This is a genomic window from Paraburkholderia sp. MM6662-R1 (assembly GCF_050436245.1).
Classification (GTDB): domain Bacteria; phylum Pseudomonadota; class Gammaproteobacteria; order Burkholderiales; family Burkholderiaceae; genus Paraburkholderia; species Paraburkholderia tuberum.
On record NZ_JBNDLV010000001.1, the window covers coordinates 3,699,639 to 3,722,235 of the forward strand.

General features: G+C 64.1%; 16 protein-coding genes and 1 tRNA gene. 11 read left to right on the forward strand and 6 right to left on the reverse strand.

Translation table 11 applies throughout. The annotated features are described in order from the left end of the window. Positions 1-333 precede the first annotated feature (333 nt). Both otsB and otsA read left to right on the forward strand, forming a co-directional pair. On the forward strand, positions 334-1,083 hold the full coding sequence (gene otsB / locus OKW39_RS17620) for a trehalose-phosphatase (RefSeq protein WP_090801136.1): 750 nt from the start codon (positions 334-336) through the stop codon (positions 1,081-1,083). Between the two features lie 53 nt (positions 1,084-1,136). Continuing rightward, a complete protein-coding gene (gene otsA, locus OKW39_RS17625) occupies positions 1,137-2,615 on the forward strand; it encodes an alpha,alpha-trehalose-phosphate synthase (UDP-forming) (RefSeq protein ID WP_090805405.1) in 1,479 nt (492 codons plus the stop codon). A 90-nt stretch (positions 2,616-2,705) separates the two neighbouring features. Here the strand turns inward: otsA and OKW39_RS17630 are convergent, their stop codons facing one another. Further along, the gene (locus tag OKW39_RS17630) at positions 2,706-4,541 is read right to left on the reverse strand and encodes an ABC transporter ATP-binding protein (protein ID WP_429335060.1); all 1,836 of its coding nucleotides are present in this window, start codon (positions 4,539-4,541) and stop codon (positions 2,706-2,708) included. A gap of 695 nt (positions 4,542-5,236) precedes the next feature. Between OKW39_RS17630 and OKW39_RS17635 the strand changes: the two genes are divergently transcribed. The 3 genes from OKW39_RS17635 to OKW39_RS17645 all read left to right on the forward strand — a co-directional run bounded on the left by OKW39_RS17635 (position 5,237) and on the right by OKW39_RS17645 (position 8,025). Next, positions 5,237-6,301 carry a glycosyltransferase family 4 protein gene (locus tag OKW39_RS17635; RefSeq protein WP_090801132.1) on the forward strand — a complete coding sequence of 355 codons (1,065 nt, stop codon included), beginning with the start codon at positions 5,237-5,239 and terminating at the stop codon, positions 6,299-6,301. 260 nt (positions 6,302-6,561) lie between these two features. Further along, positions 6,562-7,410 carry a hypothetical protein gene (locus OKW39_RS17640; protein WP_090801130.1) on the forward strand — a complete coding sequence of 283 codons (849 nt, stop codon included), beginning with the start codon at positions 6,562-6,564 and terminating at the stop codon, positions 7,408-7,410. Between the two features lie 150 nt (positions 7,411-7,560). Further along, a complete protein-coding gene (locus tag OKW39_RS17645) occupies positions 7,561-8,025 on the forward strand; it encodes a DUF2214 family protein (RefSeq protein WP_090801129.1) in 465 nt (154 codons plus the stop codon). An 84-nt stretch (positions 8,026-8,109) separates the two neighbouring features. Here OKW39_RS17645 and OKW39_RS17650 read toward each other — a convergent pair whose 3' ends face one another. The 5 genes from OKW39_RS17650 to OKW39_RS17670 all read right to left on the reverse strand — a co-directional run bounded on the left by OKW39_RS17650 (position 8,110) and on the right by OKW39_RS17670 (position 12,766). Further along, entirely contained in the window at positions 8,110-9,984 is a 1,875-nt protein-coding gene (locus tag OKW39_RS17650; RefSeq protein ID WP_429563125.1) for an ABC transporter ATP-binding protein, read from the reverse strand. A gap of 518 nt (positions 9,985-10,502) precedes the next feature. Further along, a tRNA-Val gene (locus OKW39_RS17655) sits at positions 10,503-10,577 on the reverse strand. Positions 10,578-10,625: 48 nt separating this feature from the next. Next, positions 10,626-11,360, reverse strand: coding sequence for a DNA polymerase III subunit epsilon (gene dnaQ, locus OKW39_RS17660; RefSeq protein WP_429563126.1), 735 nt, complete (start codon positions 11,358-11,360; stop codon positions 10,626-10,628). 81 nt (positions 11,361-11,441) lie between these two features. After that, positions 11,442-11,888: a ribonuclease HI gene (gene rnhA, locus OKW39_RS17665; protein ID WP_184028269.1), complete on the reverse strand. Its 447-nt coding sequence runs from the start codon at positions 11,886-11,888 to the stop codon at positions 11,442-11,444. Further along, entirely contained in the window at positions 11,885-12,766 is an 882-nt protein-coding gene (locus tag OKW39_RS17670; RefSeq protein WP_187610840.1) for a class I SAM-dependent methyltransferase, read from the reverse strand. The genes rnhA and OKW39_RS17670 overlap by 4 nt, the downstream gene beginning before the upstream one ends. 18 nt (positions 12,767-12,784) lie before the next feature. On the opposite strand from OKW39_RS17670, the gene gloB reads away from it, so the two are divergent. The 6 genes from gloB (at position 12,785) to greA (ending at position 22,596) form a co-directional block, all read left to right on the forward strand. Beyond that, a complete protein-coding gene (gloB, locus tag OKW39_RS17675) occupies positions 12,785-13,576 on the forward strand; it encodes a hydroxyacylglutathione hydrolase (protein ID WP_090801121.1) in 792 nt (263 codons plus the stop codon). A 157-nt stretch (positions 13,577-13,733) separates the two neighbouring features. Continuing rightward, positions 13,734-15,422 carry a transglycosylase SLT domain-containing protein gene (locus tag OKW39_RS17680; protein WP_090805403.1) on the forward strand — a complete coding sequence of 563 codons (1,689 nt, stop codon included), beginning with the start codon at positions 13,734-13,736 and terminating at the stop codon, positions 15,420-15,422. Positions 15,423-15,694: 272 nt separating this feature from the next. Then, a complete protein-coding gene (locus OKW39_RS17685) occupies positions 15,695-16,936 on the forward strand; it encodes an MFS transporter (RefSeq protein ID WP_429563127.1) in 1,242 nt (413 codons plus the stop codon). A 462-nt stretch (positions 16,937-17,398) separates the two neighbouring features. Then, positions 17,399-18,553, forward strand: coding sequence for a glutamine-hydrolyzing carbamoyl-phosphate synthase small subunit (carA, locus tag OKW39_RS17690; RefSeq protein WP_429563128.1), 1,155 nt, complete (start codon positions 17,399-17,401; stop codon positions 18,551-18,553). 158 nt (positions 18,554-18,711) lie between these two features. After that, positions 18,712-21,966 (forward strand): carbamoyl-phosphate synthase large subunit, encoded by a 3,255-nt coding sequence (gene carB, locus OKW39_RS17695; RefSeq protein ID WP_429363364.1) that lies wholly within the window; start codon positions 18,712-18,714, stop codon positions 21,964-21,966. A gap of 153 nt (positions 21,967-22,119) precedes the next feature. Then, positions 22,120-22,596: a transcription elongation factor GreA gene (gene greA, locus OKW39_RS17700; protein WP_026225947.1), complete on the forward strand. Its 477-nt coding sequence runs from the start codon at positions 22,120-22,122 to the stop codon at positions 22,594-22,596. Position 22,597 lies beyond the last annotated feature (1 nt).

Genomic DNA, 22,597 nt, shown 5'->3' on the forward strand with positions numbered 1-22,597 from the left:
ATGCCGCGCAAGATTCGCGCGCGCCACGCGATTGAGCGAGAGCGTGCAACGATGTCCATCACGCCGACGGTCCGCGTGGCAGCGACTGTAGCGCAAAATTGGCGCCAGCGTCGCGCGGCGCGTCGGGCGCACGATTTGCGTGTCAATTTGACGCAGCTTGCTGAAAGCCGGTTGAAGCCCGATCGTTGCGCTTTTGAACGCAATCGACCGAAGCGGATGGATAGATCGCCCGTCGGGCTTGAGTCCCAGCTTACTTTCTCGAAAAATTGACGGATGCGCGGTAAGATGCGCACACTTTTCCGGCCATAGATGGCTGAAAGGCGAACCCAGGCGATGCAAGCACTTCCGGCTGTTCTGTCTCCGAGCGAGACGGCATTTTTCTTCGACTTCGATGGCACGCTCGTCGAACTCGCCCCCACACCGGACGGCGTGCTGGTGCAGCCGCGCGTGATCGACCTGCTGCGTGAACTGCGCAGTCTGACGAATGGCGCGGTCGCGGTGGTGTCGGGGCGCGGCATCGACAGCATCGACAGTTTTCTCGGCATGCCCGATCTGCCGGTCGCGGGTCTGCACGGCGCCGAGCGGCGCGATGCGAATGGCGACACGCAGCGCATCGGCTTTCACGACGAGCGCCTGTTGCGCATGGAGCAGGTGCTCGCGCAGGTCGTCAACGAACATCCGGGCATGCTGCTCGAGATCAAGGGCGCGGCGCTCGCGCTGCACTACCGCAACGCGCCGGACCGCGAGCCGGTCGCGCGCGAGGCGACCGAGCGGCTCGTCGCCGATTACCCCGCTTCTTACGTGCTGCAGCCCGGCAAGATGGTCTACGAGATCAAGCCGAAGGACGTCGACAAGGGCCGCGCGACGCGCGCGTTCCTCGACGAGCTGCCGTTCACCGGCCGCACGCCGATATTCGCCGGCGACGATCTGACCGACGAGAAGGGCTTCGCGGTCGTCAACGAGCGCGGCGGTCTGTCGATCAAGGTCGGCGCGGGCGAAACGATGGCGCACACGCGCGTCGAATCGGTGTCGTCGCTGCTCGACTGGCTCGAAACCATCGTCGCGGCGGCGCGCGGCGCATGACGCCGGTGGCCCCGTTCAACGAAAACAACATATTGCATCGGGAATCGCGCTTCATGAGCCGACTGATCATTGTTTCGAACCGGGTGGCGCCTATTTCGGAGGGCGGTCCGGCGGCGGGCGGTCTGGCGGTCGGCGTGTACGACGCGCTGAAGGAGACCGGCGGCATGTGGTTCGGCTGGAGCGGCGACGTGCTGAGTTCCGGCCAGCCGCAGATCAAGCTCGAGGAGCGCGGTCCGGTGACCTTCGCGACCGTCCCGCTGATGCGGCGCGATTACGACCAGTACTACCGTGGTTTCTCGAACGCGACGCTGTGGCCCGCGTTCCACTATCGATCCGACCTGCTGCATTACGACCGGCACGACTTCGAAGGCTACTGCCGCGTCAACGCGTGGCTCGCGCAGCAACTCGTGCCGCTCCTGCGCGAGGACGACGTGATCTGGGTGCACGACTATCACCTGATTCCGTTCGCTCAGGCGCTGCGCTCGGCAGGCGTGAAGAACCGCATCGGTTTTTTTCTGCACATTCCGTTTCCGGCCGCGCAGGTGCTGCTGACGGTGCCGCCGCATCGCGAGCTCGTCGAGGCGCTGTGTTCGTTCGACCTGCTCGGCTTCCAGACCGGTCCCGATCTGCGCGCGTTCTGCGACTACGTGATCAACGAGGCGGGCGGCTCGATCGACGCGTCGGCGAAAGGACCGCTGAGTGTGCATGCGTTCGGCCGCACGTTGCGCGCCTCTGCGTATCCGATCGGCGTCTATCCGGACGAGATCGCCGAGCTCGCGAAGGCGGGCGAACGCGGCAAGCCGGTGCGCACGATGAAGGCAACGCTGCATTCGCGCAAGCTGATCATGAGCGTCGACCGGCTCGATTATTCGAAGGGGCTGGTCGAGCGATTCCGCGCGTTCGAGCGCCTGCTCGAGCATACGGCCGCGCAGCGCAACAAGGTGTCGTTCCTGCAGATCGCCCCGCCGACGCGCGCCGACCTGCACGCGTATCAAGACATCCGGTTACAGCTCGAAGGCGAGTCGGGACGGATCAACGGACGTTTCGCCGAGCTGGACTGGACGCCGATCCTATACATCCACAAGCAGTACGAGCGCTCGGTGCTGGCGGCGCTGTTCCGTGCCGCGCACGTCGGCTATGTGACGCCGTTGCGCGACGGCATGAACCTCGTTGCGAAGGAATACGTGTCGGCGCAGGATCCGGAGAATCCCGGCGTGCTGGTGCTGTCGCGCTTCGCGGGCGCGGCGCAGGAGCTCGACGGCGCGCTGATCGTCAATCCGGTCGATATCGACGGCATGGCCGAAGCGCTCGCGCGGGCGCTCGACATGCCGCTCGCCGAGCGCCAGGGGCGCTATCGCGACATGATGGCGCAGCTGCGCGAGAACAACGTATCGGTGTGGCGCGATAACTTCATGCGCGATCTGCAGAGCGTCGAGGGCGCGAAGCGCGCCGGAAGCGGGAAAGCGCACGCGGCCACGGGTGCGGCGGGCGCCGCGCGCAAGAGGGCGGCGCGCGAGAGCGTGACCGGCTAAGCCAAGCCGGGCCGCGAGCCAGACAGCCAAAAGCCGCTCCAGGGAGCGGCTTTTTTTCAAGCGATGCGCAGCGCGTGGACCAGCCGTGCGTCAGGCTACGTGCTGTTCGTCGACCTTCTTGCCGCCGATATGCAGCGTCTGGCCCTTGCCATACTGCTTCGAGAGCAGGTCGCGATAGAGGCCCGGACGCTGGCGCAGTTCTTCCGGCGTGCCGTCGTCGATGACCTTGCCGGCGCTCATCACGATGATCCGGTCGAAGTTGTTCAGCGTCGACAGACGGTGCGCGATCGCGATCACGGTGCGGCCGACCATCAGGCGGTCGAGCGCCTTCTGGATCGCTTCCTCGGACGCGCTGTCGAGCGCGGACGTGGCTTCGTCGAGCAGCAGGATCGGCGCGTTTTTCAGAATCGCGCGCGCGATTGCGATGCGCTGGCGCTGACCGCCCGACAGCTTCACGCCGCGGTCGCCCACGATCGTGTCGTAGCCTTCCGGCATCGCTTCGATAAAGTCCACGCAACGCGCCTCGCGCGCGGCGGCGAGCACTTCCTCGCGGCTCGCGTCCGGGCGGCCGTACGCGATGTTCTCGTACACCGTGCGATGGAACAGCGAGATGTCCTGGGGCACCAGCGCGATCGCGTGGCGCAGGCTGTCCTGGGTAATCGACGCGATGTCCTGGCCGTCGATCTTGATCGCGCCACCCTGGGTCTCGTAGAAGCGCTGCAACAGCGCGAGCACGGTCGATTTGCCGGCGCCCGACTTGCCGATCAGCCCGACGCGCTGACCCGGTTCGATATCGAGGTCAAAGTGATCGAGAATCGGCCGGCGGCGCGGATAGGCGAACGTGACGCTGTCGAACGTGACGCGGCCGCCCTGCGGCACAAGTTCGGTCGCGTCGTCGCGATCGGGCATGCCGTGCGGTTCGAGCAGCGTGCGCACGGCCTCTGCGAGTCGCGCGACGTGCTGCGTGACGTCGACGAGCGCGACGGCGAGGTCGCGCGTGCCGTGCAGGATCGTGAAGCCGAGCGAGCTGACGAGCACGATGTCGCCCGAGGTCGCGCGGCCCTGGTCCCACAGCCATAGCGCCCAGCCTAGCAGGCCGGCCGACAGCAGCGCGGTGACCACGGCGTGCAGGAGACGCAGCTTTTCCAGGTACAGCAGGCTTTGCTGGCGCGCGTCCATTTCCGACTTGACCGTCGAAGCAAAGCGGTGCTGTTCGCGGAACGTCATGCCGAACGCGCGCACGAGCCCCATATTGCTGATCACGTCGACAAGCTCGCCGTCGACCGATGCCGCCTTGGTCGCGAAATTATGGTGACGCGCGGAACCGCGGCCCGCGAGCTTGTACAGCACGACCGACAGGATCGCCGAGCACAGCATCAGGCCGGCGGCCATCAGCGGGTTCACCGCGATGATCATCACGATCGCGCCGAGCACCGCGATGCACGGCGGCAGCACGTTCCACGCGGTGGTGTTTTCGGCGGTGTAGACGGCGTTCGAGGTCGCGGTGATCCGGCTTGCCAGCATGCCGGGCTGCTTTTCGGCGTAGTAGGTCGGCGAGTGGCCGCTCAGGTACTGAAACAGATCGCGCCGCAAATCGCCCGTCACGGCGACGAACGTGTGCGCGGCGAACCAGCCGCCGATCCGCCACAACAGGTTGTCGGCAGCGATCAGGCCGACGAGGATCGCGAACGCGCCCCACAGCGGTCCCGGATGATGCCTGCCGCCGCCGAGCACGTCGATCAGATGTTTGATCGCGTACTGCGAAGCGAGTGCACAGCCCACGGCCGCAAACACGCTGCACAACACGATCGCATGCGCGAGCGGATGGCGGCGGATAAAGCGGAAGAGAAACGCAAGTGGCCGGTGCGCATAGCTCGCGAGCTTGGCGTTCTGGGCGTTACGCTGGGCGATGGTCAAGTGTTCCAATTGAGCTGAGATCGATGTGTTGCGGGTTGTGCATGCAATGCGCGGACCACACGGACAAGCATGGCTCTGCGTGAAGCCGATGCTTCGCATTGTAAACATGCAAAGGCGATTGCGCCCTGTGTATCCGGGCTTTGACGCGATTGATTTCGCGATGGACCTCCGCGATCTGCGTCGTCCCGACACACCAGCCGACGGGCCATTCAGGCAGATTGCGGAAAATTTCGAGATATGATTACAGATTGCATTCGACCGCGCTGCGGCAATTTTGCAATTCCTACCGGCAACGTTGATGGGCGAGAGCTCACAGACACGGTACCGCCGCGCCTCCCGAAACCTCGTGCATACTGTAGAACTGTCTTTGAAAACAAGGGTTTGCAAAGTGTTTCGCATTTGTAACAACGTAAAGACTTTGAAATGCTGCGGTGCTGCAACAATCAAGGCATCGATAATGCGTGCTCGTTAGCCCGGCAATTTTTCTGACAGTTTGTCAACGTCGGTGCAGCGGGCGCGTTTACTCGCACATGCCCAGTCGCTGATCCACTTGTCCGGGCTCGTTACCAAGCGATCCATCGCAGGATTTCTCAAAAGAATCAGGCCCGCGCCGGCATTTCCGGCCAGACTGCCCTGGCGAGCAAGCGAGTCGCTTTTTCCAAATGCAGTACTTTTGCCTGATTTTTTACTAGGAGTTCGTCAATATGCGAATCGCTCAAATCGCTCCGCTGCACGAGGCGGTTCCTCCCAAGCTGTACGGTGGTACGGAACGCGTGGTGTCCTATCTGACCGAGGCGCTGGTCGAGCAGGGCCACGACGTCACGCTGTTTGCAAGCGGTGATTCGCAAACCTCGGCGAAGCTCGAAGCTTTCTGGCCGCAGGCGCTGCGCCTCGACCCGACGATCCGCGACGTGATGGCGCCGCACATGCTGCTGCTCGAAGAAGTGCGCCGCCGCGCGGACGAATTCGACGTGCTGCATTTCCACATCGACTACTACCCGTTCTCGCTGTTCGCGCGTCAGCCTGTGCCGTTCGTCACGACGCTGCACGGCCGTCTCGATCTGCCTGAGCTGCAGCCGATCTTCAACACGTTCAATGACGTGCCGGTCGTGTCGATCTCGGACAACCAGCGCATTCCGCTGCCGCAGGCGCACTGGCTGCAAACCGTCTATCACGGTTTGCCGGAAGACGTGCTCAAGCCGATTCCCAACGTCGAGCCCGGCTACCTCGCATTCCTGGGCCGCGTCTCGCCGGAGAAGGGGCTTGACAGGGCGATTCGCATCGCCGGGCAGGCAGGCATGAAGCTCAAGGTCGCCGCCAAGATCGACAAGGCCGACCGTGCCTACTACGAAGAAGTCATCAAGCCGCTGATGTCGTTGTCGCACGTCGAGTACATCGGCGAAATCGGCGAAGCTGAAAAGCGCGAGTTTCTCGGCAATGCGCACGCACTGGTGTTCCCGATCGACTGGCCGGAGCCCTTCGGTCTCGTGATGATCGAGGCGATGGCTTGCGGCACGCCGGTGATCGCGTTCAATCGCGGTTCGGTGCCGGAAGTGATCGAAAACGGCGTGTCGGGTTTCGTCGTCGAGGACGAAATCAGCGCGGTCGCCGCCGTCAAACGTCTGCACACGCTGCCCCGCGCTGGCGTGCGCAAGGCGTTCGAGGCGCGCTTCTCGTCGAAGGTGATGGCGCAGAACTACGTCGCCACCTATGAAGAGCTGCTGCGCCGCAAACATCGCACAGTGCTGCGCGAAGTCAACGCGGGCTGATTGGCGATTGTTTCGCCGCGGTTGTTTCGCGGTAGATAAAACGCTGTCGGCAGCAACTCGTTGCACGCTTCCTTCGTTGCTCTGAACGCCCCGCCGGCACGTCGCCGGCGGGGCGTTGTTGCATGCGCGCTGCGTTTTTCGTCGGTGCACAACTGAAAATACGGGTTTCCGCGCGGCGCGAACGAGCCAGTCTCGGTAATATCCCTATAATTGCCGTGCCGCAAATTGGGCTGCGGTGCCGCCGACGACAGGAGGATGCCTTGGCGAGAACGAAAGAGACGCGCGCGAACGCCGCGCCCGGCGCCGGAACGATTTTTACGTTGCGCGCCATCGGTCTCGTGCTCGCTGCCCGCTGGTTTTTCTCGATGTCCGAGATGAAGCTGACCACCGCGCTGACCGCGATGGCGTCTTCACCGTGGGCATGTATCAACCTCGTTTTTCTGTTCCTGCTGATCTTCCTGCCGGGCGCGCGCGCCGTCGCGGAGCGTCCGTTCCATCCGTTGCCGCAATGGCTGCGTCAGGCGCTGCGCCTGTTCGCGTTCCTCGGGTTTTTGTTTGCGCTGTGGTCGGTCGGCGCGTTCGTCGCGAGCGCAGGCTGGCGTCGCGCGATGCAGGCGGTCGCGGCCAGCAACGGTTGGCTCGTCGCGGCGCCGGTGCTGTATGCGATCGTCTTGTGGATCTGCCGGCCGCTGCCGTTGTGGCGCACCAATGTGGCGGCGCGGCGCTTCGCGATCGGCCGCTATGCGGTGTCGCTCGATCCGCTGACCCGCACCGTCGTCGTGTGGGCTGAGCGGCGCAAGGTGGGGCAATACGATGCGCGCGAATTGTCGGTGCGCTGGGCGAGCGGTTCCAATGCGCGCGCGACGCCGGCGCCCGCGGTCGCGTTCGGCGCGCCGGGCAAGGCCGGCGCGTCAGCGGCGCCGATAGGGGCGGTCGCGGCGCCCTCGCTTGCGCGCAGCGCGTTCGGCGTACGTCCGAAGGTCGAGTTGCTGTGGGATTCGCCGGCCGCCGCGGGTCATAACCGGCAGACCGTTTTCCGCGCCGCGCTGACGACCGAAGGCGATCGCGTCGCCGCTCGCGCGCTCGACACGACGCTGCGCCAGGTCTGACGCTGCATGTTTTGTGCTATCGGTCACATCGCGTGGCTGCTGCACGCATCCCGAAGCGAAGCTTCGTCGATAATGCAATCAAGGCGCCCGGCCTGCAGGCGGGCGAGTGGGACACTCATCGATCATATTGCGTCTTTCGCAGGAGTCGCCATGCTGGTTCGCTGGTTGCTTGCCGCCCTTCATCTGCTCGCTTATGGTTTTGCGCTCGCGTCGATTCTCAGACGCACGTGGTCGCTGCGCCGCGCGTCGGTGCCCGCCGCGTTGCGTTCGGTGTTCCGCGCCGATTCACGCTGGGGCATCGCCGCGCTGGTGCTGATCGTGACCGGCCTGATGCGCATGTTCGGTAGCTATGAGAAGGGCGCCGACTACTACCTGCACCAGCCGCTCTTTCACGTGAAGATGACGTTGCTCGCGCTGATCCTGATCCTCGAAGTGCCCACGATGCTCGGCCTGATGCGCTGGCGCGCGTCGATCCGCAGCGGCGCGGCGCCGAATCTGAAGAAGGCGCGATCTTACGCGCATTTCAGCGTGATCCAGACCGTGCTGCTGGTTCTGATGGTGTTTGCCGCGACCGGAATGGCGCGCGGCATCGGGTTGCCCGCCGGCGCGGTGTAGCGCGGCGGGCCTTCTATTGCCAGGGGCTGGTGGCGCCAGGCGTGGCGTCGTTTGCCGCGAAGCCTGGTGCATGCCTGCGTCGCGCTAGCCGACCAACAAGCCAGAACCGTCGACCCGGTCGGCTTTGACCTTTGCCGACTCGCGCACGAGCTCCGGCTCGCCGAGACCCTTGATCAGCTCCAGCGCCTGACGCTCGAACAAGCGACGGTACAAGCCGTTGTCGCGTTTGATCAGCGCGTCGTGGCTGCCTTCCTCGATCACCTTGCCCTTGTCGAGCACGAGGAGCCGGTCGAGCGCACGCACCGTCGATAGCCGATGCGCGACCACCAGCGTCGTGCGCCCCTGCATCAGCCGCTCCATCGCGCGCTGGATCAGCACTTCGCTTTCGCTGTCGAGGCTCGACGTGGCTTCGTCGAGAATCAGGATCGGCGCGTCGGCGAGAAAAGCCCGCGCGATCGCGACGCGTTGACGCTCGCCGCCCGATAGCTTGATGCCGCGTTCGCCGACCAGCGTGTCGTAGCCGTTCGGCAGCGCGGCGATGAAGTCGTGCGCGCTCGCGAGCCGCGCGGCCCGCTCGATGTCGGCGCGGCTCGCGCCGGGCCGTCCATACGCGATGTTCTCGGCAAGCGAGCGGTGAAACAGTACCGGCTCCTGCTGGACGATCGCGATCTGGCTGCGCAGCGACGCTTGCTGGACCTGCGCGATGTCCTGGCCGTCGATCGTGATCCGCCCGCCCGAAATGTCGTGAAGGCGCTGGATCAGCTTGATGAAGGTCGTCTTGCCCGAGCCGGAATGACCGACCAGCCCGACGCGCTCGCCCGCCGCGATGCGGATGGAAAAGTCGTCGTAGAGCGGCCGGCTGTGCGCGCCATAGTGAAACGACACCTGCTCGAAGCGGATCTCGCCGTCGCGGATCGCGATGGCGCCGGCGCCGGGACGATCCTCGACGCCGAGCGGCTGACTCTCGAGCGACACCAGTTCCTCCATGTCGTTGACCGAGCGCTGCAGGTTACGGATGTGCATGCCGATGTCACGCAGATAGCCTTGCAGCATGAAGAACATCGTCAGCGCGAACGTGATGTCGCCGACGCTCGCTTCGCCGCGTGCCCACAGCAGTAGCGCCACGCCGAGAATCGCCGCCTGGATCGCGGCCAGCATGCCGCCCTGGAGGCCGCCGTTGAGCGTGCCGCGCACCCACGTGCGGCGTGTGCGTTGCCGCCATTTGCCGATCACGTGCGCGAGGCGCGCTTCCTCGCGCGCTTCCGCGCCGAATGCCTTGACGACGCCGTTGCAGCTGACCGCATCGGCGAGCGCGCCGCCCATGCGTGTGTCCCACGCGTTCGCGAGACGCGCGGACGGCGCGACGAAGCCCAGCGATACCGTCACGGTCACGCCGATGTACAGCAGCGAGCCGATGCCGACGACGTTGCCCATCATGGGCCAGCGCGAGCCGAGCAGCAGGGTCGCGCCGATCAGCATCACCAGCGATGGCAGCAGCGCGATCAGCAGCGTGTCATTCAGCAGGTCGAGCGCCCACATGCCGCGCGTGATCTTGCGCACGGTCGAGCCGGCGAAGCTGTTCGCGTGCCAGTCGGTCGAAAAGCGCTGCACGCGATGAAACGCGCGCGCGGCGATCTCGCTCATCATCTTCAGCGTGAAGCGGATGATGTTGAAGTACACGCCCTGGCGCAGCAGCGTCGCGGTGAGGCCGAGCGCGGCGAGCGCGCCGAAGGCCGCGAGCGCGTGATGCCAGATGGGCGCCGACGACGCCGGACCGGCCGCGATCGCGTCGACGAGACGTCCGGCGAAGACCGGCGTCAGGATGTCCGCGCCCGCCGTAAACAGCGCGAGCGCCGCGATCACGACGATGCGCCCCGGCTGTTGCGCCCAATGACGGAAGGTGAAGCCGAGGACATCCTTGAAGGCTTGTCCGCGAAAGTCGAGTTTTCTGTTGGCCATTTGCTTTGGGCCCGGCGAAGCACGAGCGCGCCGAGTTTCCAGTCAGAAGCGAAAAAGGGGTAGACAGCCAGCGGATGCCGGAACCCGCGCGGGAACGCGCGAAAAGATACGACGGCAAACAACGGCAACGGAACAACGGACTGTCTGGAATGAACGCGGTGCGCCTGCCGAGGCGGCGGCGCATCAGCGACGACGCTGCGGCTTCAAGGTCGCATCGGTCGTGGCGGACGGGCCGGCGGTCGTGGAACCATGCGGGGGAGCGCGCGATGCACTGCAAACATGTGGCGCCTCCCTGAGATGGTTCAAGATGGAGAAACCGGACGGAGCCGGACCGGGCGAATGCCCGTTTGCCGAATATAGCAATAGTGCGGGGCGCTCGCCAACCTACGGAACGACGTGGTTCTATAGCCAACGATCTCTCGTATGGCGCACGCGACGTATTTGCCGGCAAATAGAAAAAGGGCTTACGCATTGCTGCGTAAGCCCTTTTGTCTTCGGTGATCGACACACCAAGAATCTGGTGGGTAGTACTGGGATCGAACCAGTGACCCCTGCCGTGTGAAGGCAGTGCTCTACCGCTGAGCTAACCACCCGAAGAGATCGAAATTATGTCAGGGAATTTAGGGTTCGTCTAGTCTTTTTTAAGCAGTTTGCTCATCAGTTGCCGGCGCGGTTTCAAGACGCCATACGCTCGCGCCTTTGAGCGCCTTGTCGAGATCGTCGAGTACGGCTTCGTGCGCGGTGCTTTCGTCGTCGCTCGCAGCGATCACGACCAGCTCCAGCGAGTCGAGCGCGACACGCGGCGCATGCGTATCGCCGCCGGCCTCCGCTTCGCCGAGCATGTCGATGACGAGGCTTTCCTGACCGCGCGTCATCGCCAGATAGACCTCGGCGAGCAGTTCCGAGTCGAGCAGCGCGCCGTGCAGCGTACGGTGCGCATTGCTGATGCCGAAGCGGTCGCACAGCGCATCGAGCGAATTGCGCTTGCCGGGGAACATCTGCTTGGCTTGCGCGAGCGTGTCGATGATCTCGCCGCAGTGCATGCTCACTGGCGGCAGACCGAGCAGCGCGAACTCGGCGTCGAGAAAGCCGATGTCGAATGGCGCGTTGTGGATGATCAGGTCCGCGTCCTGGATGAAATCGCGGAACTGGTCGATGACCTCCGCGAACTTCGGCTTATCGCTCAAAAATTCCGTGGTGAGGCCGTGCACCGCGAGCGCGCCCGGATCGCTGTCGCGCTCGGGGTTGATATAGAAGTGCAGGTTGTTGCCGGTCAGCCGGCGGTTCACGAGCTCGACGCAACCGAGTTCGAGAATCCGGTCGCCGCCGCGGGCGTTCAGGCCGGTAGTTTCGGTATCGAGGATCAGTTGACGCATGTCGGATTAGCCTGCTTCGAAAAAATTGCGGAAAAAAAGCGGGGAGGGCGGCGCGCGGCGTTGCCGATGCGCGCACGCTCTTTACATCTCGGCGAGCGATGCCACGCCGCGATTGGCCAACTGATCGGCGCGCTCGTTTTCCGGGTGGCCATTGTGGCCGCGCACCCAGCGCCATTCAATCTCGTGTTGCGCGACGAGCGCATCGAGCCGCTTCCACAGATCGGCGTTCTTGACCGGCTGTTTCGCCGCGGTGACCCAGCCTTTCTTCTTCCAGCCGTGGATCCACTCGCTGATGCCTTTCTGTACGTACTGCGAGTCGGTGTGCACGATCGCCTTGCACGGGCGCTTCAACGCCTCGAGCGCGGAAATCACGCCCATCAGCTCCATGCGATTGTTGGTCGTGTTGGCCTCGCCGCCGAACAGTTCTTTTTCCTGGCTGCCGAAGCGCAGCAACGCGCCCCAGCCGCCAGGGCCGGGATTGCCCTTGCAGGCGCCGTCGGTATAGATGTCGATGTGATCTGGAGTCATTCGGTGTGGTTTCGTGTGTTCGGGGTGGCGGCGGGCGCGAGGCCTGCCGCGAGCACGGGCTTTTTCACTTTGAGCGGCCCGACGAGACGCATGCCGCGCACGCGCTTGATCGCCTTGATCATGTAGGTGGCGCCGAAAATCGGCCACCAGCGGTCGCCGGCGGCTTCCATGAAGCCGTAACGCGCGAGCCATTGATCGCTCGCGAGCGGCGGACGATAGCAGCCGAAGCGCCCGCGTTCAAGGTCGAAGCCGAGCAGCTTGATCCAGTCCTTCAGGCGCGTGAACGCGATCAGATCGACGGCGGAGGGCACGAACGGGCGGCCTGTCATCTTGCCGATCGACTGCCGTACTCCCCACAGCGACAACGAGTTGAAGCCGAGGATGATCAGTTGGCCTTCGGGAACCAGCACGCGTTCGGCTTCGCGCAGCAGCCGATGCGGGTCGCTGGTGAATTCGAGCGTATGCGGCATCACGAGCAGGTCGACGCTTTGCGCTTCGAACGGCAGATCGAGCAGGTCGCACCAGACCGCGCTGCGCCCGGCCGGCGCGTGCAGACCAGGGGCGCCTCGCGCGGCGTTCGCGGGGTTGTCGTCGCCAGCGTTGCCCGCGCTGCCGATGCCGCTCACGCTGCCACGACGTGCCCAGCGCGGATACGTGTACGGCGCGCTCGCGCCGCTCGCCGCGTCGAGCACGAGGCCGCGGCACGGCATGCGGTTCTCGCGCAGCGCGTCGAGCTGCGGCAGGCCGAGTTGCAGCGCATGATAGCCGAACACGTCCGACACCACGCGATCGAGCTGGGTTTGCTCCCAGTCGAGCACGTAGCGGCCTGGCGGCGAATCGGTCCAGGCGGGCCAGTCTATAATCGCTCGGTCAGTCATATTAAAAATGCGTCGCCTATGAATGCGCTCGAGTACGTACCGGTCCCGGCGTTTGAAGACAATTACATCTGGGTCATTGCCGACGGACACCACGCGGTCGTCGTCGATCCGGGCGAAGCCGCCCCTGTGCGCGCCTGTCTGGCCCAACGAGGCTGGCGGCTGAGCGCTATTTTACTCACGCACCATCATCAAGACCACGTCGGCGGGGTGGCCGATCTGCTGAACGGCCAGGACGTGCCGGTCTACGGCCCCGCCGGCGAAGCGATCGCGCACCTGACACATCGTCTCAAAAGTGGCGATCACGTGACGATCGCTGCTCCCGCACTTGAATTCAGCGTGCTCGACGTGCCCGGTCACACGAGCGGACACATTGCCTATTTCCAGGCGGCCGATACGCGCGGCACGCCGCACGTGTTTTGCGGCGACACACTGTTCGCGTGCGGTTGCGGGCGCCTTTTCGAAGGCACGCCGCAGCAGATGCTGAACTCGCTCGATGCGCTCGCCGCGCTGCCCGGCGCAACCGAAGTGCACTGCGCACACGAATACACGCTGTCGAACATTCGCTTCGCGCTCGCTTGCGAGCCGCACAATGCCGAACTGCAGGCGTGGCGCGACAAGGCGAACGAATTGCGCGCCCGCCACCAGCCGACGCTGCCGACCACGATCGCGCACGAGCTCGCGGTCAATCCGTTCCTGCGCGCAGGCGAGCCGGCGATCCAGTCGAACCTCGAAGCACGATTGCACGAAACGGTGTCTGACCGGCTGAAGGCCTTCACATTGATGCGCGAATGGAAGAACCGCTTCCGCTGATCCGGAGCGCATTCGGCGGTTCTTCACGCGATGAATCGGAAAAATTCGCCAAGCCCCAGATTTGGTTGATTTTTTTCTTGATTTTCCAATTGACGGAAACGTTGACGTTTCGTACTATCGGCTGCAAATTCCAGCCCTTGTGGAAACCGAGACGTTCATGCGATTTATCTTAAGTGCGTTATTGGTCCTGACACTCGCCGCGTGCGCGAGTCAGGGACCGACGACGAATACCGCCACTAACCCCGCCAGCCAGCAGGCCGTAGCCGACGCCCTTCGCAAGAACGCCACCGCTAAAGAAACCATCAACGTCGACCAGAGCTCCGTCAATCAGTTGACGAGCCAGGACGCCGATCTGTGGGGCCGCATTCGCCGTGGCTTCCAGATGCCGGACCTGCAGAGCGACCTCGTCGACATGCAGCTGAACTGGTATCTGCAGCGTCCCGATTACGTGCAGCGCATGACCGAGCGCTCGCAGAAATACCTGTATCACATCGTCGAGGAACTTGAGTCGCGCCATATGCCGACCGAGCTCGCGCTCTTGCCGTTCATCGAGTCTGCATATAGCCCGCAGGCTTTGTCGGTCGCCAAGGCTGCGGGTATGTGGCAGTTCATGCCGGGCACGGGCCGGACCTACAACCTGAAGCAGAACATGTGGCAGGACGAGCGCCGCGACGTGCTTGCGTCGACCAGTGCCGCGCTCGACTACCTGTCGAACCTGCACGACATGTTCGGCGACTGGCAACTCGCGCTCGCTGCGTATAACTGGGGCGAGGGCAACGTGCAGCGCGCGATCGCGCGCAACGAGGCGGCGGGTCTGCCGACCGACTACATGAGCCTGCGTCTGCCGAACGAAACGCGCAACTACGTGCCGAAGCTGCAAGCGGTCAAGAACCTCGTGATGAACCCGCAGATGTACGGGCTCACCCTGCCGTCTATTCCGAACCACCCGTACTTCGTGACGGTCACGACCTCGCACGACATCGACGTCGACGTCGCCGCGCGGCTCGCCAACATGTCGACGGACGAGTTCCGTTCGCTGAACCCGTCGTTCAGGAAGCCGGTGATTCTCGGCGCGACGCAGCCGCAGATTCTGTTGCCTTTCGACAACGCGTCCGCGTTCGAGCGCAATCTGAAAACGTACTCGGGCTCGCTGTCGTCGTGGACCACCTACACGGTCGACGCACGCGCGACGCCCGCGGCGATCGCACAGAAGATCGGCGTCGACCCCGACACGCTGATGGAAGTGAACAAGATTCCGGTCGGTATGCGCCTGAAGCCGGGCTCGACGATCGTCGTGCCGCGCGGCTCGGACGACGACGAGGACATCAGCGCCGACGTCGCTGAAAGCGCGGTGCTCGCGATGGAACCCGACGTACCCGACACGCGCAAGATGCTGATCCGCGTGCGTCGCAATCAGTCGATGGCGGCCATCGCGGTGCGCTACGGCGTGTCGGTCGGTCAGCTGAAGGCGTGGAACAGGACGCATCGCGATCAGGTTTCGCGCGGCCAGGTGATCGTGCTGCACGTGCCGGTCGGCAAGCCGGTACCCAGCGAGCCGGGTCCGGAAAAGATTGCCGCCGACGTGCAAGGCGGCAGTGTGCAGAAGATTGGCGTCCACGTCGCAGACACACACGGTGAATCGCGCTACGATAAGAAGAAAGGGCGCGGCCACTCCGCCATCGTCAAGGTCTCCGAGCCGGGCGGCAAGGGTAACAAGCCGGCGGCGCCCGTTGCCAGCAAGGGCAAGGTCGAGAAGGTCTCGGCCTCGGAGCCCGGCAAGGCGTCGAAGGCCGCGGCTGAGAGCCGCCCGAAGACCGTGGCCAACGCGAAGAAGAAGGGTAAATAGACCAATAGCGGCTCTCACGGTAGTGACCACATGCGTTGCGGGGGCAGCGCATGGATTGCGCTCCGATCACGTACCGTGTTCATCCAACGCCGTCACCTCAGGGTGACGGCGTTTTTCATTGCGCGGACGATTCCTGCGCGTTTGCGGTATTTACTTTATTGTTCGTGCTTCGGCCGCGTTGGCCGCGTTGGCCGCGGGGTGCCGGTCCGTCCTGATCCGTCCGAACCTCGGGAGAGGTTCTTGAGGTCATTTCCAGGTTTACTTCCTGATTTATGTCGTCGACCCAACTGCGCGTCTTTCTGCTTTTTTCCGCCGGCTACTTCGTCTCTTACGTGTTTCGCGGCGTCAATCTTGGTTTCGCGCCGTTCATCACGCGCGATCTCGGTCTGTCAGCCGCCGATCTGGGTGTGCTGACGAGTCTGTATTTCCTCGGTTTCGCGGGCGCGCAGATCCCCGCTGGCGTGCTGCTCGATCACTTCGGCGCGCGTCGCGTGACCTCCGTCACGTTGCTTTTTGCCGCGCTCGGCATCTGGGTATTCGGCGCCGCGCACAGTCTCGGCATGATGATGGTCGGGCGGCTGCTGATCGGCGTTGGCGTGTCGGTGTGCCTCGGCGCCGCGTTCAAGGCGCTCGCGCAGCATTTTCCGGTGGCGCGTTTGCCATTGATGAACGGGCTTGTCATGGCGATCGGCGGTTTCGGCGGCGTGATGGTCGGTTCGCCGCTCACGTGGGTGCTCGGTTTTTCCAGCTGGCGCCCGGTTTGCGTCGGACTCGGTGTGCTGACGGTAGCGGTTGCGCTCGCGCAATGGACGCTCGCTCCGGACGCGCGCGAAACGCATCGCCAGCCGAGCATCGTCGCGCAGTTCAAGGGTACGTGGCACATCCTGCGCAGCGCGGCATTCTGGAAAATCGCGTCGTTCTCGGTCGTTACGCAAGGCGTCTTCTACGCGATGCAGTCGTTGTGGGTCGGAGCATGGCTGCGCGACGTACAAGGCTTCGAGCCGCACCAGGCGGCGGCGCTCGTGTCGATTCTCGGCTTCGCGATGATGGCCGGCTGCGTCGGTTTCGGCGCGGCGGCGCGTAGTCTCGAGCGGCGCGGCCTCTCGCTGTACGCGTTCTGCGGCATCGGCATGGCGCTATATGTGCTGACGCAGATGCTCATCATGTTTAACGCGCCGTTGCCGGCGAGCCTGTTGTGGGCCGCCTATGGCATCTTCGGCGGCACCGGGATTCTGAGCTACGCGGTGATGGCGCGGCATTTCCCGCCGCAGATGATCGGCCGCGTCAACACGACGCTGACGCTCATTATTTTTCTGCTGATCTTCGGTTTCCAGATCGGCGTTGGCGCGGTGCTGTCGCACTGGCCGGCGAGCGGTGGGCATTACCCGGCGCTCGCGCATCTGAGCGCGTGGAAAATCCTCGTCGCGCTGCAGGTGCTGAGTGCGATCTGGTACGTGTTGCCGGGTCGGCAGCTTGCCCGTTCGGGCGAGATGCGCGCGGAGCAGGAGGCCTGAACGGCCGCGCCAGGCCTTGCGTCGGACCCGGAGGGGCCGCCACGGCGGTTCGGTCCCCGTCAATAGTGGTGTCTCGACAGAACCGCAGAGACAGGCGTGGCAAGTACCTGGCGACGCGGCCCGGCAAGGCTTTGAAGGTCCGCCCAGGCGCGTCGTCTCAACGCCTCGTCCTATCTCCCATTTGGAGGGAACAGTGGATTCAGGCTATAATTTGAAGGTTTGAGCTTATCCACCCGCACCCTAGCGCCTACCTCCCCCATACCGTTCATCCGCCGCGCGCCATTGGCGCAGCAAGAAGGGTTCCACACCCAGCCGAGTCGTCCACACAATGGACCCATCGCGACTCTTGCAGCGTCACCGGCAACTCGCGAGCGAGTCTGCGCGCGCATCCACGATGTGTTTCGCTGCGGCTTGCAATCGGATAGACAGGTGGCAACAGGGTGTTCCCCCAAGGAGTCTCCCGTGTTGCCGTCATTTTCTCCCGCTCTACTCGCGCTCGCCGACGGCACGGTCTTTCGTGGTTATTCGATCGGCGCCCCTGGGCATACCATCGGTGAGGTCGTGTTCAACACTGCCATCACCGGCTATCAGGAAATCCTGACTGACCCGAGCTACGCGCGCCAGATCGTGACCCTCACGTACCCGCATATCGGCAACGTCGGCGTGAACGCCGAAGACGTCGAAGCGACGAAAGTCCATGCCGCCGGCCTGATCATCCGTGATCTGCCGGTTCTCGCGTCGAACTTCCGCATGGAGGGCATGCTCCCGCAATATCTGCAGGACGAAGGCGTGGTCGCCATCGCCGGCATCGACACTCGCAAGCTGACCCGCCTCCTGCGCGACAAGGGCGCGCAAAACGGCGCGATCCTCGCTGGTTCCGACGACGAAGCGAAGGCCATCGAACTCGCGCGCTCGTTCCCGGGCCTCGCCGGCATGGACCTCGCGAAGGTCGTGTCGACCCAGGAAACCTACGAGTGGACCAAAACCGAATGGCGTCTGGGCACGGGCTACGGCGAGCAGAAAGCGCCGACGTACCGCGTGGTCGCATTCGACTATGGCGTCAAGCAGAACATCCTGCGCATGCTGGCCGAGCGCGGCTGCCATGTCACCGTGCTGCCGGCGCAAGCGAGCGCCGCTGACGCGCTCGAGCTCAACCCCGACGGCGTATTCCTGTCGAACGGCCCGGGCGACCCTGAGCCGTGCGACTACGCGATCGCGGCGACCAGGGAGTTCATCGAGCGCGGCATTCCGATTTTCGGCATTTGCCTGGGCCACCAGATCATGGGCCTCGCGGTCGGCGCGAAGACGATGAAGATGAAGACCGGCCATCACGGCGCGAACCATCCGGTCAAGGATCTCGAAGACGGCCGCGTGGTGATCACGTCGCAGAACCATGGTTTCGCGGTCGATGCCGACACGCTGCCCGCCAACGCGCGCGTGACCCACGTGTCGCTGTTCGACGGCACGCTGCAGGGCTTCGCGCTGACCGACAAGCCGGCGTTCTGCTTCCAGGGCCACCCGGAAGCATCGCCCGGTCCGAACGACATCGCGTACCTGTTCGACCGTTTCACCGCGTTGATGGACGCGCACAAGAACGGCAAGAGCACAGCGGCTTGAAGTAGTACAGGCCGGCCGCAGGGGCCAGCCGGAAACGGCTCGCGGCGGCCGCCGCAGCCCGCGGCGCTACGCGGCGGGCATGCCGCGATACAGCGCGCGCAACGTGAAAACGGCGCGCGTCGACGGAAAGAATTCAGGAATACATTAGCGAGAGCGTTATGCCCAAGCGGACAGACATCAAGAGCATCCTCATCATCGGCGCGGGTCCGATCATCATCGGTCAGGCGTGCGAGTTCGATTATTCGGGCGCGCAGGCATGCAAGGCGCTGCGTGAGGAAGGCTACAAGGTCATTCTCGTCAACAGCAATCCGGCGACGATCATGACCGACCCGAACACGGCCGACGTGACCTATATCGAGCCGATCACGTGGGAAGTGGTCGAGCGCATCATCGCGAAGGAGCGCCCGGACGCGATCCTGCCGACGATGGGCGGGCAGACAGCGCTGAACTGCGCGCTCGACCTGCACGCGCACGGCGTGCTGGCGAAGTACGAGGTCGAGCTGATCGGCGCATCGCCGGAAGCGATCGACAAGGCGGAAGACCGTCAGAAGTTCAAGGACGCGATGACCAAGATCGGCCTCGGTTCGGCCAAGTCGGGCACCGCGCATTCGATGGAAGAAGCGCTGCAGGTGCAGGCGAAGATCGCCGCGGAAACTGGCAGCGGCGGCTATCCGGTCGTGATCCGTCCGTCGTTCACGCTGGGCGGCTCGGGCGGCGGCATCGCGTACAACCGCGACGAGTTCGAAGAGATCTGCAAGCGTGGGCTCGACCTGTCGCCGACGCGCGAACTGCTGATCGAAGAGTCGCTGCTCGGCTGGAAAGAGTACGAGATGGAAGTGGTCCGCGACAAGGCGGATAACTGCATCATCGTCTGCTCGATCGAAAACCTCGACCCGATGGGCATCCACACCGGCGACTCGATCACCGTCGCGCCGGCGCAGACCCTGACCGACAAGGAGTACCAGATCCTGCGTAACGCGTCGCTCGCGGTGCTGCGCGAGATCGGCGTCGACACCGGCGGCTCGAACGTGCAGTTCTCGATCAATCCGCAAGACGGCCGCATGATCGTGATCGAAATGAACCCGCGCGTGTCGCGTTCGTCGGCGCTGGCGTCGAAGGCAACCGGCTTCCCGATCGCGAAGGTGGCGGCGAAGCTGGCGGTCGGCTACACGCTGGATGAACTCAAGAACGAAATTACCGGCGGCCAGACCCCGGCGTCGTTCGAACCGACGATCGACTACGTCGTCACGAAGATCCCGCGTTTCGCGTTCGAGAAATTCCGTGAAGCCGATTCGCGCCTGACCACGCAGATGAAGTCGGTCGGCGAAGTGATGGCGATTGGCCGCACGTTCCAGGAGTCGTTCCAGAAGGCGCTGCGCGGCCTCGAAGTCGGCGTCGACGGTCTCGATGAAAAGACCGCCAATCGCGATGAGATCATCCGCGAGATCGGCGAAGCTGGTCCGGATCGCATCTGGTATGTTGGCGACGCGTTCCGTGTGGGCATGAGCGCGCAAGAGATCTTCGAGGAAACCGCGATCGACCCGTGGTTCCTCGCGCAGATCGAACAGATCGTGCTGAAGGAAAAGGCGCTGGCAGGCCGCGCGCTGGCGAGCCTGACGAAGGAGGAGCTGAAGTATCTGAAACAGAGCGGCTTCTCGGATCGTCGTCTGGCCAAGCTGCTCGGCGCGAAGCCGGCGGACGTGCGCGCGCGTCGTATCGAGTTGAACGTGCGTCCGGTGTATAAGCGTGTCGACACCTGCGCGGCCGAGTTCGCAACCAGGACCGCGTACATGTACTCGACGTACGAGGAAGAGTGCGAAGCGAATCCGACCAGCAACAGGAAGATCATGGTGCTGGGCGGCGGCCCGAACCGGATCGGCCAGGGTATCGAGTTCGACTATTGCTGCGTGCATGCCGCGCTCGCGATGCGCGAGGACGGCTATGAAACGATCATGGTCAACTGCAACCCCGAAACCGTGTCGACCGACTACGACACCTCCGACCGTCTGTACTTCGAATCGCTGACGCTCGAAGACGTGCTCGAAATCGTCGACAAGGAAAAGCCCGTCGGCGTGATCGTGCAGTACGGCGGCCAGACGCCGCTGAAGCTCGCGCTCGACCTCGAGGCGAACGGTGTGCCGATCATCGGTACGTCGCCGGACATGATCGACGCGGCCGAAGACCGCGAGCGCTTCCAGAAGCTGCTGCAGGACCTCGGTCTGCGCCAGCCGCCGAACCGCACCGCGCGCGCCGAAGACGAAGCACTGAAGCTCGCCGACGAAATCGGCTATCCGCTCGTCGTGCGTCCGTCGTACGTGCTGGGCGGCCGCGCGATGGAAATCGTCCACGAGCCGCGAGATCTCGAGCGCTATATGCGCGAGGCGGTGAAGGTGTCGAACGACTCGCCGGTGCTGCTCGACCGCTTCCTGAACGACGCGATCGAATGCGACGTGGATTGCATTTCCGATGGCGATGCCGTGTTCATCGGCGGCGTGATGGAGCACATCGAACAGGCGGGCGTGCACTCGGGCGACTCGGCCTGCTCGCTGCCGCCGTATTCGCTATCGAAGGCGACCATCGCCGAACTGAAGCGCCAGACCGCTGCGATGGCGAAGGCGCTGAACGTGGTCGGCCTGATGAACGTGCAGTTCGCGATCCAGCAGGTACCGCGGGCTGACGGCTCGAAGGACGACATCATCTACGTGCTCGAAGTGAACCCGCGCGCGTCGCGCACGGTGCCGTACGTGTCGAAGGCGACCAGCCTGCCGCTCGCGAAGATCGCCGCGCGCGCGATGGTCGGCCAGAAGCTCGCCGCGCAAGGCGTGACGAAGGAAGTCGAGCCGCCGTACTTCAGCGTGAAGGAAGCGGTGTTCCCGTTCGTCAAGTTCCCGGCGGTCGACCCGGTGCTCGGACCTGAAATGCGTTCGACCGGCGAAGTGATGGGCGTCGGCCAGACGTTCGGCGAGGCTCTGTTCAAGTCGCAGCTCGCGGCGGGTTCGCGTCTGCCCGAATCGGGCACGGTGCTGCTGACCGTGATGGACGCCGACAAACCGAAGGCAGTCGAAGTCGCGCGCATGCTGCACGAGCTCGGCTACCCGATCGTCGCGACCAAGGGCACGGCTGCCGCGATCGAAGCGGCCGGCGTGCCAGTCAAGGTCGTCAACAAGGTGAAGGACGGCCGTCCGCACATCGTCGACATGATCAAGAACGGCGAGATCGCGCTCGTCTTCACGACCGTCGACGAAACGCGCGCGGCGATCGCCGATTCGCGTTCGATCCGCATGAGCGCGCAGGCGAACAAGGTCACCTACTACACGACGATGTCGGGCGCACGCGCGGCGGTGGAGGGTCTTCGTTATCTGAAGAACCTGGAAGTCTATGATTTACAAGGACTCCATGCTCGCCTAAACTAAGGCTTCGACTAGCTGTCCAAGATGTAAGTGCCGCGGTTAAGCGGCGTTCCGCAGGTGCTGCGGCCCGGGTTTGTCCACGGGCGGCGGCTTTCGCGGAATGCACTTAACCGCGGTGATTTTTTTTATGGCCGTTTTTTGCCTCCAGAGTTGTTTATGAGCACTATTCCATTGACGAAGCGCGGCGCAGACATGCTGCGCGATGAATTGCAGCGCCTGAAATCGGTTGAACGTCCGGCCGTGATCAACTCGATCGCGGAAGCGCGCGCCCAGGGCGATCTGTCGGAAAACGCGGAATACGACGCTGCGAAGGAAAAGCAGGGCTTCATCGAAGGCCGTATCGCCGAAATCGAGTCGAAGCTCGCGGGCGCGCAGGTGATCGATCCGTCGCAAGTGGAAGCGGACGGCCGCGTGGTGTTCGGCGCGACGCTCGAGCTCGAAGACCTCGAGTCGGGTGCGTCGGTCAAATACCAGATCGTCGGCGACGACGAAGCGGACATCGACCACGGCCTGATCTCGATCAGCTCGCCGATCGCGCGTGCGCTGATCGGCAAGTCGGAAGGCGACGTCGCGTCGGTGCAAGCGCCGGGCGGCGTGCGCGAATACGAAATCATCGCGGTCAGCTACATCTGAG

Coding starts and splice junctions, on each gene's coding strand:
- otsB (WP_090801136.1), top strand. CDS start 334: ATGCAAGCACTTCCGGCTGTTCTGTCTCCGAGCGAGACGGCATTTTTC.
- otsA (WP_090805405.1), top strand. CDS start 1,137: ATGAGCCGACTGATCATTGTTTCGAACCGGGTGGCGCCTATTTCGGAG.
- OKW39_RS17635 (WP_090801132.1), top strand. CDS start 5,237: ATGCGAATCGCTCAAATCGCTCCGCTGCACGAGGCGGTTCCTCCCAAG.
- OKW39_RS17645 (WP_090801129.1), top strand. CDS start 7,561: ATGCTGGTTCGCTGGTTGCTTGCCGCCCTTCATCTGCTCGCTTATGGT.
- OKW39_RS17650 (WP_429563125.1), bottom strand. CDS start 9,984: ATGGCCAACAGAAAACTCGACTTTCGCGGACAAGCCTTCAAGGATGTC.
- dnaQ (WP_429563126.1), bottom strand. CDS start 11,360: ATGCGTCAACTGATCCTCGATACCGAAACTACCGGCCTGAACGCCCGC.
- rnhA (WP_184028269.1), bottom strand. CDS start 11,888: ATGACTCCAGATCACATCGACATCTATACCGACGGCGCCTGCAAGGGC.
- OKW39_RS17670 (WP_187610840.1), bottom strand. CDS start 12,766: ATGACTGACCGAGCGATTATAGACTGGCCCGCCTGGACCGATTCGCCG.
- gloB (WP_090801121.1), top strand. CDS start 12,785: ATGAATGCGCTCGAGTACGTACCGGTCCCGGCGTTTGAAGACAATTAC.
- OKW39_RS17680 (WP_090805403.1), top strand. CDS start 13,734: ATGCGATTTATCTTAAGTGCGTTATTGGTCCTGACACTCGCCGCGTGC.
- OKW39_RS17685 (WP_429563127.1), top strand. CDS start 15,695: ATGTCGTCGACCCAACTGCGCGTCTTTCTGCTTTTTTCCGCCGGCTAC.
- carB (WP_429363364.1), top strand. CDS start 18,712: ATGCCCAAGCGGACAGACATCAAGAGCATCCTCATCATCGGCGCGGGT.
- greA (WP_026225947.1), top strand. CDS start 22,120: ATGAGCACTATTCCATTGACGAAGCGCGGCGCAGACATGCTGCGCGAT.